Raw genomic sequence first — 12,726 nt, 5'->3', positions numbered from 1 at the left:
CGCGGCCGGCGGGCATCCCGCGAACCGCCGATCCGGCGACGGCGATCGCGTTAGATTCGACCCCTCGATATGGGGAGGGCACGCCATGACAGGCACCGGCGAGCTGTTGTTCAATCCAAACACCTACGACCCGCGACGGTTCGATCCGGTGACGCGGCGCCAGCTGCGGGCACTGATCGACTGGTTCGAGGAGCGCGGCAAGACGCGACTGCTGCAGGACGACCTGGACGCGGTGTGGGTGGCGGACTTCCTCGACTTCATCAAGCGCGAGCGGATCTTCGCGACCTTCCTCACCCCGTCGGAATTCGGCGCCGGTGACGACAACAAGCGTTGGGACACCTCGCGTAACGCCGCGCTCAGCGAGATCCTCGGGTTCTACGGGCTTGCGTACTGGTACGCCGAGCAGGTCACCATCCTGGGTCTGGGCCCGATCTGGCAGAGCGACAACATCAAGGCCAAGCAACGCGCCGCCGACCAACTCGAAGCGGGCGGCGTCATGGCCTTCGCGCTCTCCGAACGCGAGCACGGCGCCGACATCTACAACACCGACATGATCCTGACCCCCGCCGAGGCTGACGCGGAAGGTGTCGTCTTCCGTGCGACCGGCCAGAAGTACTACATCGGCAACGGCAACGTGGCGGGCATGGTTTCGGTGTTCTCCCGCCGGGCCGATATCGACGGCCCCGAGGGTTACGTGTGGTTCGTCGCCGACAGTTCGCACCCGGCGTACCAGCTGATCGGCAATGTCGTACATGGCCAGATGTTCGTGAGTAGCTTTGCGCTGCAGGATTATCCGGTTCACACCGAGGACATCCTGTGCACCGGTCCGGAGGCGTTCTCGGTGGCGCTCAACACGGTCAACATCGGCAAGTTCAACCTGTGCACCGCCTCGATCGGGATGTGTGAGCACGCGTTCTACGAGGCGATCACCCACGCCAACAACCGCATCCTGTACGGCAATCCGGTCACCGACTTCCCTCATGTCCGGGCCAGCTTCGTCGACGCCTACGCCCGGCTGATCGCGATGAAACTGTTCAGCGATCGCGCGATCGACTACTTCCGCACCGCCAGCCTCGATGATCGTCGCTACCTGCTGTTCAACCCGGTGACCAAGGCCAAGGTGACCTCTGAGGGTGAGACTGTGGTGAGGATCCTCTGGGATGTTCTGGCCGCCAAGGGTTTCGAACGCACCACGTATTTTTCCGAAGTCCGCCAGATGATCGGTGCGCTGCCCCGACTGGAGGGTACGGTGCATGTCAACGTCGCGCAGATCCTCAAGTTCATGCCCAATTACCTGTTCAACCCGGGTTCGTACCCGCAGATCGGCACCCGCGACGACCCGGCCGACGACGTGTTCTTCTGGGCGCAGGGGCCGGCCAAGGGGGCTTCGAAGGTCCAATTCGCCGATTGGGTTCCGGTGTTCGAGAGAGCCTCGGGCATACCGAATGTCGCACGCTTCACCGAGCAGATACGCGCCTTGCAGGCGTTGCTCACCACCGCGGCACCCGACGCCGAGCAGCAGCGCGACCTCGATTTCATGCTCGTCATCGGGCACTTGTTCACGCTGGTGGTCTACGGTCAGCTGATTCTCGAGCAGGCCGAATTGCGGGGACTCGACCGCGACTTGGTGGACCAGATCTTCGACGTCCAGGTCAGAGATTTCTCCGGCTACGCTGTGGCGCTGCATGGGAAGGCGAGTTCAACTCCAGCGCAACAGGACTGGGCGATATCGGCGGTGCGGAAGCCGGTCGCCGACGCCGAGCGCTTCAACCGGGTATGGCAGCAGGTGCGGGCCTACGACGGTGCCTATGAGATGCGTCCCTAGTGAACGGTCACCGTCGCGGTGAACGTCCAGGCATCCTTGACGCCGCCCGGCCACGGCTGGCCGTAGGTCGTGGCCACGGTGGTGGTGCCGGGCTTGAGCGCCTCGAAGGTCCACGTTGCGGTTCCCGGGGCGCCCGGCAGATGGACCCCCGACGGTCCGGAGTCGTAGTGGTCACGTTGGACGATAACCGCGGGATCGCTGATCTGGGCTTGGGCCGCCCACTGGTACCCGGTAGACGGGTTGGTCGCCAGATTCAGCCGCAATGTGCCACCCGCGCCGAGAGTGATGTCGAGTGTCGGGTGGTTCTCCTTCAGCAGATCGTCGTAAGTCAGGTCGATGTTCGTTGTTCCCGGTGGCTTCTTGATGTCGCCGCACCCGGCCAATGACAGTGCCAATGCGAGTACCGCTATCAGTCGGATCATGGCGCGACGCCCTTGTATCGCATGAACTTGCGCAGGTAGGGCACCAGCCGCCGGGCCGGCACGGAGCCCGGCCAGTCGTCGGCACGAAAATACGCGTCGGACCCGCCGTCGACGAAAATGACGCTGCCGCAAAGAAAATCGGCCGCGTCGGACAACATGAACACCACCCAGTCGGCCAGTTTCCCGGCGTCGCCGAAACCACCGATCGGCACCGGGAAGGAATGGATCGCCTTGGCCTCCGCCGGCGTGGACAGCTGCTTCTCCAGCAGTGGCGTGAGGATCGCACCGGGCGCGATGGCGTTGAGCCGGATTCCCGCACCGGCCCAGTCGCGGGTCACCGCGTGGCGCCGGACCCAGCGGCTGAGCGCGACCTTCGAGGCCCCGTAGGCCATCGACGAGGCAGCCTTGCCGAACCAGCGAAGGGTCCGCACCGCCTTGTCGCCGTCGCCGGCCAGCAGGGCACGGATGGCCCGGCCGGGTATCGCCGGAATCGTCGTCGTCGAGTTACTGGAGAAGACAACGACTTTCGCCCGCTCCCCGGCGGCCAGCGCGGGCCGCCACGCCTGCAGCAGGTCCACCGCACCAAAGTAGTTGACCTCTGTGATCAGCCTGGGCTGGTCGGGCCCGGGGGTAGGCCCGAGCCCGGCCGCCAGTACTGCGCCGTCGAGTCGCCCGCCACAGGCAGTTCGGACCGCGTCGGCGGCGGCCCGGCGGCCGGCCGGGGTCGACAAGTCGGCCACCACATCGGCGGAATGGATGTCGACCCCGATCACGGTGTGCCCGTTGGCGCGCAGCCTCTCGACGACGGCCTTTCCCATGCCAGATGCTGAGCCGGTGACGGCGTAGGTACCCATCGAAGCGAGTATGGCCTACCGGTGTCGGTTGTCAGGCCACCAGCACCGGGGGTGTCTCGGGTTCGGTCGCCACCGATGGCGGCGGCAGCGGATGCCCCGCCGAGAAGATGTCGACCCCGGTCATCCAGGCAACCAGTTCGGCGAGCGCGCTGGTGGCCGCCACGCCCACGTCGCCGAGGACTTGCACCACGACCTTGGACACCGCGGCCAGTTGGCTGATCAGGAAGATGTTCTGATCCACGATCCCCTGCAGAGCGGTGTTGATGCTGTTGATTCCGCCATCCAGGAAGTACGGGATGCTGGCGAAGATGGTCCGCGCGCTCAGCGCCACGTTGGTGGGGATGTCCGGCCACCCGTTACGGGCGATGGCGTCGAGCAGGGCTTGATCCAGGTCGTCCGGGAGGACGTTGCTCGAGCCCAGCGTGGTCAGGGACACCCCGGGTGAACCTGTCGGCGGCGGTCCGCCGAACAACGACAGCACGGTGGGCGTGACGTCGATGATCGAGTAGGCCAGGTTCATCCGGCCCGGGTCGAAGCCGTCACCGTTGGCGATGACCCAGGTCGAGGTCTCGTCGGGGGACTGGAAGCCGTGCCCGAAGCCCAGCTGCGGCTGGTGGCCGTGGTCGGTGACCACGATGACCGTCCAGTTCTCGCCGGAGGTGTTCACCGCGTCCATGATCGCGCCGATATTGGTGTCGGTGCGGTTGATGGCCGCCGCGTATTGCGGTGAGGCGCCGCCGTATTGGTGCCCGGCCTCGTCGACCTGCACCAGATAGGAGAACAGGAAGTTCGGCGGGTCGCCGCTCCCGATCGCCGCCACCGTCTGCGCGGTGACCTCGGCGTCGGTCAGTGACCAGTTGCTGTCACCGGGCACCTGCGGGACGAAGGAGTAGAGGTCGACGGGGTACTGGCCGGCCTGGGCGATATCGGTGATGACGTCCCAGTCCGCGATCACCATCGTGTCGATCTCGGAGTTGAAGTACTCGAGCTGGTTGATCACCGTCGGCCACTTCATGTAGGTGTCGGCCGTGAAGATGTTGTTGATGACGCCGGTCTGGTTGTCCCACGCCCCGGTCAGGATCGCGGTCCACGACGGGTTGGAGATGGTGGTGTGGCCGACGATGCTGGCCACCCCGGTGACGCTGTCGCCCATCAGCGCATCGAAGTTCGGGTTGTCGCCGGCGATCACGCGGCGCAGATTGGTGCCGTCGACACCGATCACCAGAACATGGACGTCGGTCGGGTTGACCGCGTCGTTGACGACGTTGATGACCGTCACGCCGGCGGTGCGGGCGCGCAGGGAAGTGCCGGTGGTGACGCTGCCTGCCGGGGCCAGTGGCAGCGGCGGAGCCGGGAGCGGGGCCGGAAGGGTCAGCCCCGCTGCGAGTTTCATCGGCGCGATGGTCCGGCGTGCGGTCGGTGCGGCCGTCGATGCGGCGGGTGCGGCTGTGCTGGCGGCGCTGCGGCGCGGCCCGGTGACGAGGCCGGTCTTCGCCGCCGGCTTGCGTGACCGGGCGGTCGATGCCGAGGGCGACGAACCCGACGATTTGGTCGCGCTCTGAGAATCCGGTGACCCGGAATCGGCGTAGGCGACGGCCGTCGCGACCGCCGAACCGCCGCCGGCCACCACGCCGGCGACCGCAACACCTAGACATACCTGCTTGATCGTCGCCACGTCGTCGTCCCCGATCCTTCGCCACAGCTATTTGACAGCTGTGTCACAGACTAAATCCAGGAATAGCCCGCGCATGGCGTTTCGGCGTGCCCGCTACATTCGTTTGGTGGACGTCGACGTCATGACCACTGCCCTCCCGCTGGGACAGATCGGCGGGCTGGCGCAGCGCACGCTGGCCGCCGGATTCTCCGGGATGTTGTTCACCGAGACCGGCCGCACCCCCTACCTCAACGCAGCGGTGGCGGCACAAGCCGCACCAGGCCTCGCGTTGTCGACCGGTGTCGCTGTTGCCTTTCCACGCAGCCCGTTCATCACGGCGGCCACTGCGTGGGAACTCCAGGAGGCGACCGGCGGACACTTCCGGCTCGGACTGGGCACCCAGGTCCGAACCCACGTGACCCGGCGCTACGGGATGCCGTTCGAACGGCCCGGCCCGCGCCTGCGGGACTACGTGCTGGCCGTCAAGGCCTGCTTCGCCGCCTTTCGCGGTGGCACGCTCGATCACCACGGCGAGTTCTACAACCTCGACTTCATCACGCCGCAGTGGAGCGCAGGCCCCATCGATGAGCCCGATCCGAAAGTCGACATCGCCGCAGTGAACCCATGGATGCTGCGGATGGCCGGTGAGGTGGCCGACGGCGTGCACGTCCACCCGATCGGCGAGCCCGGCTATATCGCCCGCCACGTGGTGCCGAAAGTGGCTGAGGGAGCGGAAAAATCGGGGCGATCGCCATCCGAAATCGCGTTGATCGTGCCGGTGATGACGATCGTCGGCGACACCGAGGAGGAGCGCGCGGCGGAACGGGAACGGGTCCGGTTTTCCATGAGCTTCTACGGCAGCACGCCCAACTACGCGTTCATCTGGGATGAGGCGGGCTTCGAGGGCACCACGGCCCGCATCCGGGAAAACCAGAAGGCCGGCGACATTCCCGGGATGGCCGCCCAGATCACCGACGACCACATCGCCAGGTTCGCCACCGAGTCGACCTGGGACGGGCTGGCCGGCGCGCTCGAACACAAATACCAGGGGACCGCGAGCCGCATCGTGCTCTACAACGCACTCGGTGACGACGAGCGCTTCGAACGCTACGGCGAGGTGGCGCGCCAGCTTTCCCAGGGGGCTGCGCGCTAGCGCGGGCGGCGCGTTAATCTACCGCCATGCCAGCGCGGAGGTGCACGTGAGCACACACCTCGCCGTTATCGCGACCCTCGCGCTCGCGTTGCTGTTCAGCCCCGAGACGCTGGTCCTGGGCCTGGTCGTCGCCAGCGACAAGGTGGTGCCCCGGCAGGCGACGCTCGCCTTCTCCGGCGGCGCCGTTGTCGGCATTGCCTTCGCCACCGGTATCGGCGTGGGGATCGCGGCCTTGACGGGCTCGGCGGCCGGGGCGGACGCCCATCACACCTCCTGGCCCGGCTTCATCGTGCGCCTACTGATCGCGATCGCGCTACTGGCGATCGGTCTGCGCCGGGCGCTCGGCGCAATCCGGCACAGGCCGATCGTCGACGTCTCCAAACCCGAGAGCCAGCGTCGCAAGCTACCGGCAAAACTGGTCGAACGCTTCCCGGGGCTCGATCTGAAGGCGGATCTACCTGCGCGCCAACGTATTACCCGCGCCGCGCTGGCGGGCTTCACCATCTGCGGATTGCACCCGAAAGTGTTCCCGATCGCCATCGCCGCCGGGCATCAGATACTGCAGATCGCCGGCCGCGGTGAACGCACGCTCGCTGCCGTGGTGTTCGCGGTGATCGCGGTGATCCCCGCGCTGGCACCGACGGTCATCGAGATCGTGCGACCGGGGGCCGCCGGCGCGATCAAGGAGGGCTACGAGCGCATCATGAAGGTTCATGGTCGCTGGATCGTGGCCGTACTCCTGTTGGCCGCCGCCGCCTTCGTCGGCCACGGGGCCTTCGAGCACATGCCGGGTCGCTGACGTTCATGAGCTCGGCGACCGATACCGATTCGGTCCGCCTCGGCGGGTTGCTCAGCGGAGTCCTTCTGACCCAGATCGTCAACAGTGCCGTCCATCTGGCGCAGCCACTCCTGGTCGCCGACATGTCCGGATCGTTGGGCAGCGCCGCGTTCTTTGCCGCCTTCGGCACCGGAATCCACATGCTCGGCACCTTCCTGGGCGGTTGGCCGACCGATCGGTGGGGTGCCCGGCTGGTCCTGGTCTTCTCGACGCTCCTGCGGGGTGTCGTCCTGGCCGGCATACCGATCGCGATGATCTTCGGGTTCGCGACCCTGCCCGTGGTGATGGGGTGCTACACACTCGAGGCGCTGGTCCGCGGGTACGTGGACACCGCGGTGCACACCGTTCCGCTCGATCTGGTCGGGCACCGGCGAGATCTGTTGGACCGGATCAACTCTCGGTATGAAGTGGCTTTCGAGGTGGGCGCGGTGGCCGGGCCGCTGATGCTCGGCGGTCTCATGGTGTGGGCGGGTGGCGTCGTTCCGCACATCGTCATCCCGATCGGGTTCGTGGTCTCGGCAGGCTGCTATCTGCTGATCCCGAGAACGATGGCGTCGGGGGCCGCGTCTGACGTCAAGCCGCACGGCGGATCCTGGGAAGGGCTGAAATACATTCTCGCCCACCCGTATCTGTTGCTGGTCGTCGTCGGGCTGATGCTGTTCCACCTCTACGAACTGCGCAAGATCCTCAGCGCGTTCTTCGCCAAGGGACTGCTTCACCATCCCGCCGTCGTCGGTCACATCGGGTCGGCGTTCGCTCTCGGCGGGGTCGCGGGGGCGCTGCTGTACGCGGTGACCCGGCACAGGGGAACCGGGATCGGCTGGGTGGTCGGCGGCGCGCTGGGGACGCTGGTGCTCGCAGTGGGCTGGATACCGGTGAACCTGCCCGTCATGGTCGTGGCGGTGTTCCTGTTCGGCGTCAGTAATGTGTGCGCCCGACTGGTCATGACGCGGTGGCGCCAGGAACTGACCCCGCTCGAACACGCCGGCGGCGTCACGGCCGCCTCGGAGTTCGGCCGGACAGCGGTGTCGGTGGGCATCAACAGCGCTGTGGGCGGGGCGTTTTCGTCAGGAGCCAGCGCCTATGGCGCCTTCGGGATCGTCGGCGGCATCCTTGGGGTTTTCGCCCTGGCGCAGCTGGCGTTGGCCCGGGTCTACGCGCGCAGGGGAGACCCGAAACTCTAGGCCGCGTCGACGGTGATGGTCGACGGATCCACGGTCGGCAGGGACAGTTCCACGTTCGACAGGGTGACCGTGCCCAGCGCCCCGACCGCGCGGTACGAGGCCGAGGAGCCGAACACCTGCAGGGTGACCTTCTGGCCGGGCTTGAGCGTTTGGGCCACCATCTCGAGGTCGATGTCGGCGACGCGCTCGGTTCCGTCCAGCGTCACCTTGATCGGGGTCACCTGGTTGCCCAGCACCTGCCCGGTCGAGTTGTCGACGAGCTGGGCGTACAGGTGGTCTCCTGAGCCCGTGCCCGAGTAGGTGAAGCTCAGATGCGGTGCGCCGACGACATAGGTGGTCGTCGTGACGGCCGGCGTGGAGTAGTTCAGTGCGTCGATCGCCCGCGACGATCCGATCGGCAGCACCCCGAACAGTCCGCCCGCCCCGAGGAAGGGCACCAGTGGCAGCGTCCGGGACTTGGCGCTGGACAACACGACCGGGTCGCTTGGCGTGAGCTCATATGAGGCGGATGAAAGGTGTTGACCCCGTTGGTCTACCCACTCGAACTGCGGGCCGGTCGGCACTGAGGCGTCATCTTTGACGTACCGGCCGAGCCACTCCAGGGTCCGCTTCTCGATGAGGACGCCGCCGGTGTTGAACAGATCGTTGGTGCACAGGCCGTGTCCGCCACAGAACCAGATCACCTTGGTGTCAACGTTGTTCATGAGCGCCTGTGCGTTGGCGTTGGCCTCGGCCAGGGTGAACAGGGTGTCGACGGTGCCTTCGATCAGCAGTGTGGGGGCGGTGATCTGGGAGAGCAGATAGTCTGGGCCCCGCTCGGCCAGTAGGTCCTGGTCCGCCTGCGTCAGTGACCCGGTGAGATCGCCGAAGACGGTGGCGGGAAGGATCTTCGGGTTCGTGCGCGCCAGCGTGAGGACCAGCACCGCGGACAACAGCGTGCCCCAGCCACTCTTGAACGACTGCGATTTGTAGAGCGAAGTGTTCAGGCTGTTCCACGCGATCGTGGGCACGATTGCGTCGACCCGGTGATCGGTTGCAGCCGTGACCAATTGGATGCCGCCGCCGTAAGACGCTCCCACCATACCCATCCGAGGGTCGAGATCGCTGTCTTGGCCGTCGAGCAGGACCTCCGGTTGTGTTGCGACCCAACTGATGATCGCCGACACGTCGCGGGCCTCGTACTCCGGTGAGTCGATCTGCAGTTGGCCGCCCGAGCTGTATTCACCGCGCGGGTCCCACGTGACGACGTTGTAGCCCGCGTTGCGCAACGCAAGAATGCTCGGCATACCCAGGGCATTGGTGAGCACGCCATCCACCACGCTGCCGTAGATGCTCGTCTGGCCGGGCATCCCCAATCCCGGGCCGTAGAAGATCGTCGGCGCCTGGCTGCCTTCCTGCAGTCCGGTGGCAGGCATGAAGTGCACGTAGATCTGCGCGCCGTCGAACGAGACCACCTTGACGTCCCGCGGCCGCGCGGCATCCGACGGTGTGCCCGGGTACTCCGGATAGCCGAACAGCGGATGGAGCACGTCGCCGAGAACCGGGACCTGATGCATGGCCGCCACGATCGGGGTGAACAGCACCGGTCCGAGGACCGGGATGCGTTGCAGGAAGGCCAGCGGCGCCTGCTGCGGGATGGCCACCACCGATGATGGGGTGCTGGGTACTGCGGCGGCGGTCACCGGTGTCGTGGTCGTGGCGACGGGCGCCACGAGGGTGCGTTGGGTGTTGCCCAACGCCTCTCGGCGCGATGCGGCCGCCAGCGCCAGGGTCAGCGGGTTGTCGGCCGGTACCGCCGGTTCGTCACCCGTGGTGCGGATCACGGTGGCGGTCGCCGTCGGCTTGATCCGGGCCGAGGTCACCGATCGAACGGATGCTCGCGGCGTCGTAGCCTTGCTGACCGACCTGGTGTTGTGCTGGGCCGAGGGCCGTGGCGCAGCATTTCCGGTCGCCGATGAACCTGTTGAGCCCCCTGGCGCGGCCGCGGCCTCTCCGGCGCCGGAGACGATCGCGACCCCGATTCCCAGCGCTACCGCAAGTCCACCGATTCGACCGACAAACGCCCCTGCACCCATACGTCTATAGGTAGCGGGGCTCGCCCGCTCGTGTCTGGCGGTTGGGCCAACCTGTGACAAGTCTGACGGTTCCGCCAAAAGAGTGACTCGCAGGCGTGGCCGTGGTGCTCCGAGCGTCGGGGTGTGCAGACCGACTACCGCGGGTCGAGCCGGCAGCCTAAAATTTGGTTGATCAATTTGCTGTGGAGGGGCGCGTGGCCGACAACCTGAAGGTGGATGTCGACGGGCTGATCCGCGGCGGATCCGCCATCACCGAGCAGGCAACAGCGCTGTCGGCGTCCCACCGGCAGTCCATGGTCGACCTCAGCGACTCGGAGTCCGGATGGGTGGGTTGGTCGGCCGATGCGCTGGTGCGCATGTCTAACGCCTGGCAGCGGGTGGCCGACACACACCACACCGCCCTCGCTGAGCAGGCGGCGCATGTTGTAGAAGCTGCCCGGGCGTTCGAATCCATGGACGAGCGCGGCGCTGCTGAACTCGAGCGGCTTGGCGACCAAGCGGACGCCGTCCGTTAGATCGTCAGCGCAGCAGAAGAATCAGTACAAAAACCACTTCGAATGCCACAACCCCTAGGCATGCATAGAACGCGCCACGGGCGACCTGCCAATGGTTCTTGAACGGGAGCACCGAAGCGACAGCGGCGACCGCAGCGGGGAACAGTGGGGCCAACGGCCACAAGAAGCCCAAGGTCAGAATCACCGAAGCGAAGCCGACAAACAGCCCGGCCAGCAGCGCGATCGGATGCTGTTCCTGAAGTGCCGGAGATTCGGGATTGTGCGGCGGCGTACCCATGGGTCGGTCGTCACCCTTTCCAAGAGGTTGCGTGGGTGAAGAGGCCCGGGAGCCAAACGGCAAGCACTGGTGCAAGACCCGTGAGCGGGGCTAGGACCAGGCCGATCCCGACGGCGCGATTGCGCGGGCTAATGCTGCGGCGGTAGATGAATGCGCCAACGACCGCCAGGACAGCCGCGCTGATACAGATCGCGATGACAGCCGTTGCAGAGGCTTTCGAGACCAATATCGCCCCTGCGGCCAGCCCCCAGAACACTCCACCAGAAACAGCGCCAACGAACGTAGCTCTCTGCCAGTCAACGACCGGACGTGCCATGTTTAGCCCCTCAGTGGCCTTGCTAGCGATGGGTACAAGTCTTCCCGTCGCAAATCGACTGTAGGACTTGCCATTGTCGATCCTCCCCGGCTGACCTCAAACAATGCGCGCACGGCGCGGTCAGGGTGAGGGAAGGAATTCGGTGCCCTGTAACGGTGTGAACGTCCGGATGACCGGGGCCTCACCTCCCGTCGCCGGTCCGAAGGGGGTGAAGTTGCCCGGGGGCACAATGGACATCGGCGGCGCTATCGGCACGGAATGTGGGCTGTGTACTGGCCCGAGCTGTGGTGGCTCGAACTGCGGAATGACACTGTTGAAGCTGGTGATGACGGTGCCGTCGCCCACGGCTTTGTGGGGCAGCAGACCGAGCATCGGCCCGGAAGCGTCGTCGGTAAGGCTGGGCCACGATTGCAATAGCGGCGTCGTCGTGCCACCACGGTCGCCGTAGATCTCGAGCGCAGGGAAGGTGGTGACCTCGCCGCCGACGCGCGGGCCGTCGACACCTGGGCTGATGCCCAATGTTCCGTTGACGCTGAACGGAATGGCCTTCGCGGGAGCCTCGCCACCCGGCGAGAACGGATCGGCTGCGTTGTAGCGGAGGAGAACTGCACCGTTCGACTGTTGGACCGCGGAGACATCGGGTGTGCCGGCCCGTACCTGGCCGGTGTCGGCATTCACTGACGGATTTTGGCGGGCGACGATGATCCCGTTTTCGAAGTCGGTGTAGATGGCAACACGGGAATCCTCGGGGCCGGTGTACGGGCTAAAGCCCCGGTTGTCGCCGACGTTGTTGTCGTAAGGGAGCAAGTGGTCGTTGTCGAACGGTGGGAGTTCGAGGGCAGGTGCCCAGACGTCCTTGCTGGGAATGAACAGATTCGTGCGGACGACACCTTGACCCGGTACCGGCGTGATGCGAGCGACGACGATATTCGCTTCAACGCCTTTGTTCTTCGGGTTGTAGCTGTGCGGATCCAGTGCCGCAGCCGTCTCCCAGTCACTTACAGTGACGGGGTCGCGGCCGAACGTCCTACGGAACGCATCGATTTGGTTGCGCTTCTGGATTGGGTCGGGAGCCACGGGCGATTCGGCGCTGTCACCGTCGGTCATTTCAGATGTCGCGTTGCCGACGGCTTTTGCGAGGTGCTGATCGGCGGAATCGGCGCGCCGCAGCAGATCGACAATCGCATCGTGGACGATCTGCAGGTGGCGTTCGTTCTCGGCCTCTTGCTCGGGATCGGTCGAATGAAAGGATGACAATGAACTCGTGGCGATATCGATCGTGATTCCCCATCTGTCTGCCATCCGCTGAATACGCGTCCATTCAGATTTGACGGACTCCACTTCGGAGGCAGCAGACGCGACGTCACGTGCCGCTTGATCACACTCGTCGGCGTGCTTGAGCAGGCTGTTGCTGATCGCCTGAGCTCGGGCAACAGCTGCCTCCTTGGAGGCGCCCTCCCACTCCAGCTTTGCGATGATCGCACCTTGATTGTGTGCGACATCGCGAAAGTGAATCGCGCGGTTGCTGGTCGCGGTAGCGACACCACGAATTGAGCCCGGGTCCCACCGGTCCAGATCCGCCAGTGAAATCCCCACAGGTAGCAAACGTACTG

General features: G+C 65.8%; 11 protein-coding genes. 5 read left to right on the top strand and 6 right to left on the bottom strand.

Annotated elements, in window-relative coordinates; all coding sequences use genetic code 11:
• Positions 1–85 precede the first annotated feature (85 nt).
• Positions 86–1,825, top strand: coding sequence for an acyl-CoA dehydrogenase family protein (locus tag HPC46_RS01805; RefSeq protein WP_179466488.1), 1,740 nt, complete (start codon positions 86–88; stop codon positions 1,823–1,825).
• Here the strand turns inward: HPC46_RS01805 and HPC46_RS01800 are convergent.
• The 3 genes from HPC46_RS01800 to HPC46_RS01790 are packed head-to-tail and all read right to left on the bottom strand — an operon-like array spanning position 1,822 to position 4,776.
• A complete protein-coding gene (locus HPC46_RS01800) occupies positions 1,822–2,247 on the bottom strand; it encodes a protease inhibitor I42 family protein (protein WP_179466487.1) in 426 nt (141 codons plus the stop codon). The genes HPC46_RS01805 and HPC46_RS01800 overlap by 4 nt on opposite strands.
• Positions 2,244–3,101 carry an SDR family oxidoreductase gene (locus HPC46_RS01795; RefSeq protein WP_179466486.1) on the bottom strand — a complete coding sequence of 286 codons (858 nt, stop codon included), beginning with the start codon at positions 3,099–3,101 and terminating at the stop codon, positions 2,244–2,246. The genes HPC46_RS01800 and HPC46_RS01795 overlap by 4 nt, the downstream gene beginning before the upstream one ends.
• 31 nt (positions 3,102–3,132) lie before the next feature.
• A complete protein-coding gene (locus tag HPC46_RS01790) occupies positions 3,133–4,776 on the bottom strand; it encodes an alkaline phosphatase family protein (protein WP_179466485.1) in 1,644 nt (547 codons plus the stop codon).
• Positions 4,777–4,882: 106 nt separating this feature from the next.
• Between HPC46_RS01790 and HPC46_RS01785 the strand changes: the two genes are divergently transcribed.
• The 3 genes from HPC46_RS01785 to HPC46_RS01775 are packed head-to-tail and all read left to right on the top strand — an operon-like array spanning position 4,883 to position 7,930.
• Positions 4,883–5,908 carry a TIGR03617 family F420-dependent LLM class oxidoreductase gene (locus HPC46_RS01785; protein WP_179466484.1) on the top strand — a complete coding sequence of 342 codons (1,026 nt, stop codon included), beginning with the start codon at positions 4,883–4,885 and terminating at the stop codon, positions 5,906–5,908.
• Positions 5,841–6,707, top strand: coding sequence for a GAP family protein (locus tag HPC46_RS01780; protein ID WP_325096535.1), 867 nt, complete (start codon positions 5,841–5,843; stop codon positions 6,705–6,707). Before HPC46_RS01785 ends, HPC46_RS01780 begins: the two co-directional genes overlap by 68 nt.
• Before the next feature lie 5 nt (positions 6,708–6,712).
• Positions 6,713–7,930: an MFS transporter gene (locus tag HPC46_RS01775; RefSeq protein WP_179466482.1), complete on the top strand. Its 1,218-nt coding sequence runs from the start codon at positions 6,713–6,715 to the stop codon at positions 7,928–7,930.
• Here HPC46_RS01775 and HPC46_RS01770 read toward each other — a convergent pair.
• Positions 7,927–9,792, bottom strand: coding sequence for a S15 peptidase family protein (locus tag HPC46_RS01770; RefSeq protein ID WP_325096534.1), 1,866 nt, complete (start codon positions 9,790–9,792; stop codon positions 7,927–7,929). The genes HPC46_RS01775 and HPC46_RS01770 overlap by 4 nt on opposite strands.
• A 407-nt stretch (positions 9,793–10,199) precedes the next feature.
• Here HPC46_RS01770 and HPC46_RS01765 point away from each other — a divergent pair, with 407 nt between their 5' ends.
• Positions 10,200–10,520, top strand: a complete 321-nt coding sequence (locus HPC46_RS01765) for a WXG100 family type VII secretion target (RefSeq protein ID WP_179466480.1) — start codon at positions 10,200–10,202, stop codon at positions 10,518–10,520.
• Between the two features lie 4 nt (positions 10,521–10,524).
• Here HPC46_RS01765 and HPC46_RS01760 read toward each other — a convergent pair whose 3' ends face one another.
• Positions 10,525–10,797 carry a hypothetical protein gene (locus tag HPC46_RS01760; RefSeq protein ID WP_179466479.1) on the bottom strand — a complete coding sequence of 91 codons (273 nt, stop codon included), beginning with the start codon at positions 10,795–10,797 and terminating at the stop codon, positions 10,525–10,527.
• A 436-nt stretch (positions 10,798–11,233) separates the two neighbouring features.
• The gene (locus HPC46_RS01755; RefSeq protein WP_179466478.1) at positions 11,234–12,709 is read right to left on the bottom strand and encodes a WXG100 family type VII secretion target; all 1,476 of its coding nucleotides are present in this window, start codon (positions 12,707–12,709) and stop codon (positions 11,234–11,236) included.
• Positions 12,710–12,726: the final 17 nt, after the last annotated feature.

It is taken from the genome of Mycolicibacterium vinylchloridicum (assembly GCF_013404075.1).
Taxonomy (GTDB): Bacteria; Actinomycetota; Actinomycetes; order Mycobacteriales; family Mycobacteriaceae; genus Mycobacterium; species Mycobacterium vinylchloridicum.
This window is presented reverse-complemented; position numbering and strand designations above follow the sequence as displayed.

What these genes read in the sequence shown, in the direction of transcription:
- HPC46_RS01800 (WP_179466487.1), bottom strand. Translation starts at nt 2,247, where the DNA reads ATGATCCGACTGATAGCGGTACTCGCATTGGCACTGTCATTGGCCGGG.
- HPC46_RS01775 (WP_179466482.1), top strand. Translation starts at nt 6,713, where the DNA reads ATGAGCTCGGCGACCGATACCGATTCGGTCCGCCTCGGCGGGTTGCTC.
- HPC46_RS01805 (WP_179466488.1), top strand. Translation starts at nt 86, where the DNA reads ATGACAGGCACCGGCGAGCTGTTGTTCAATCCAAACACCTACGACCCG.
- HPC46_RS01795 (WP_179466486.1), bottom strand. Translation starts at nt 3,101, where the DNA reads ATGGGTACCTACGCCGTCACCGGCTCAGCATCTGGCATGGGAAAGGCC.
- HPC46_RS01760 (WP_179466479.1), bottom strand. Translation starts at nt 10,797, where the DNA reads ATGGGTACGCCGCCGCACAATCCCGAATCTCCGGCACTTCAGGAACAG.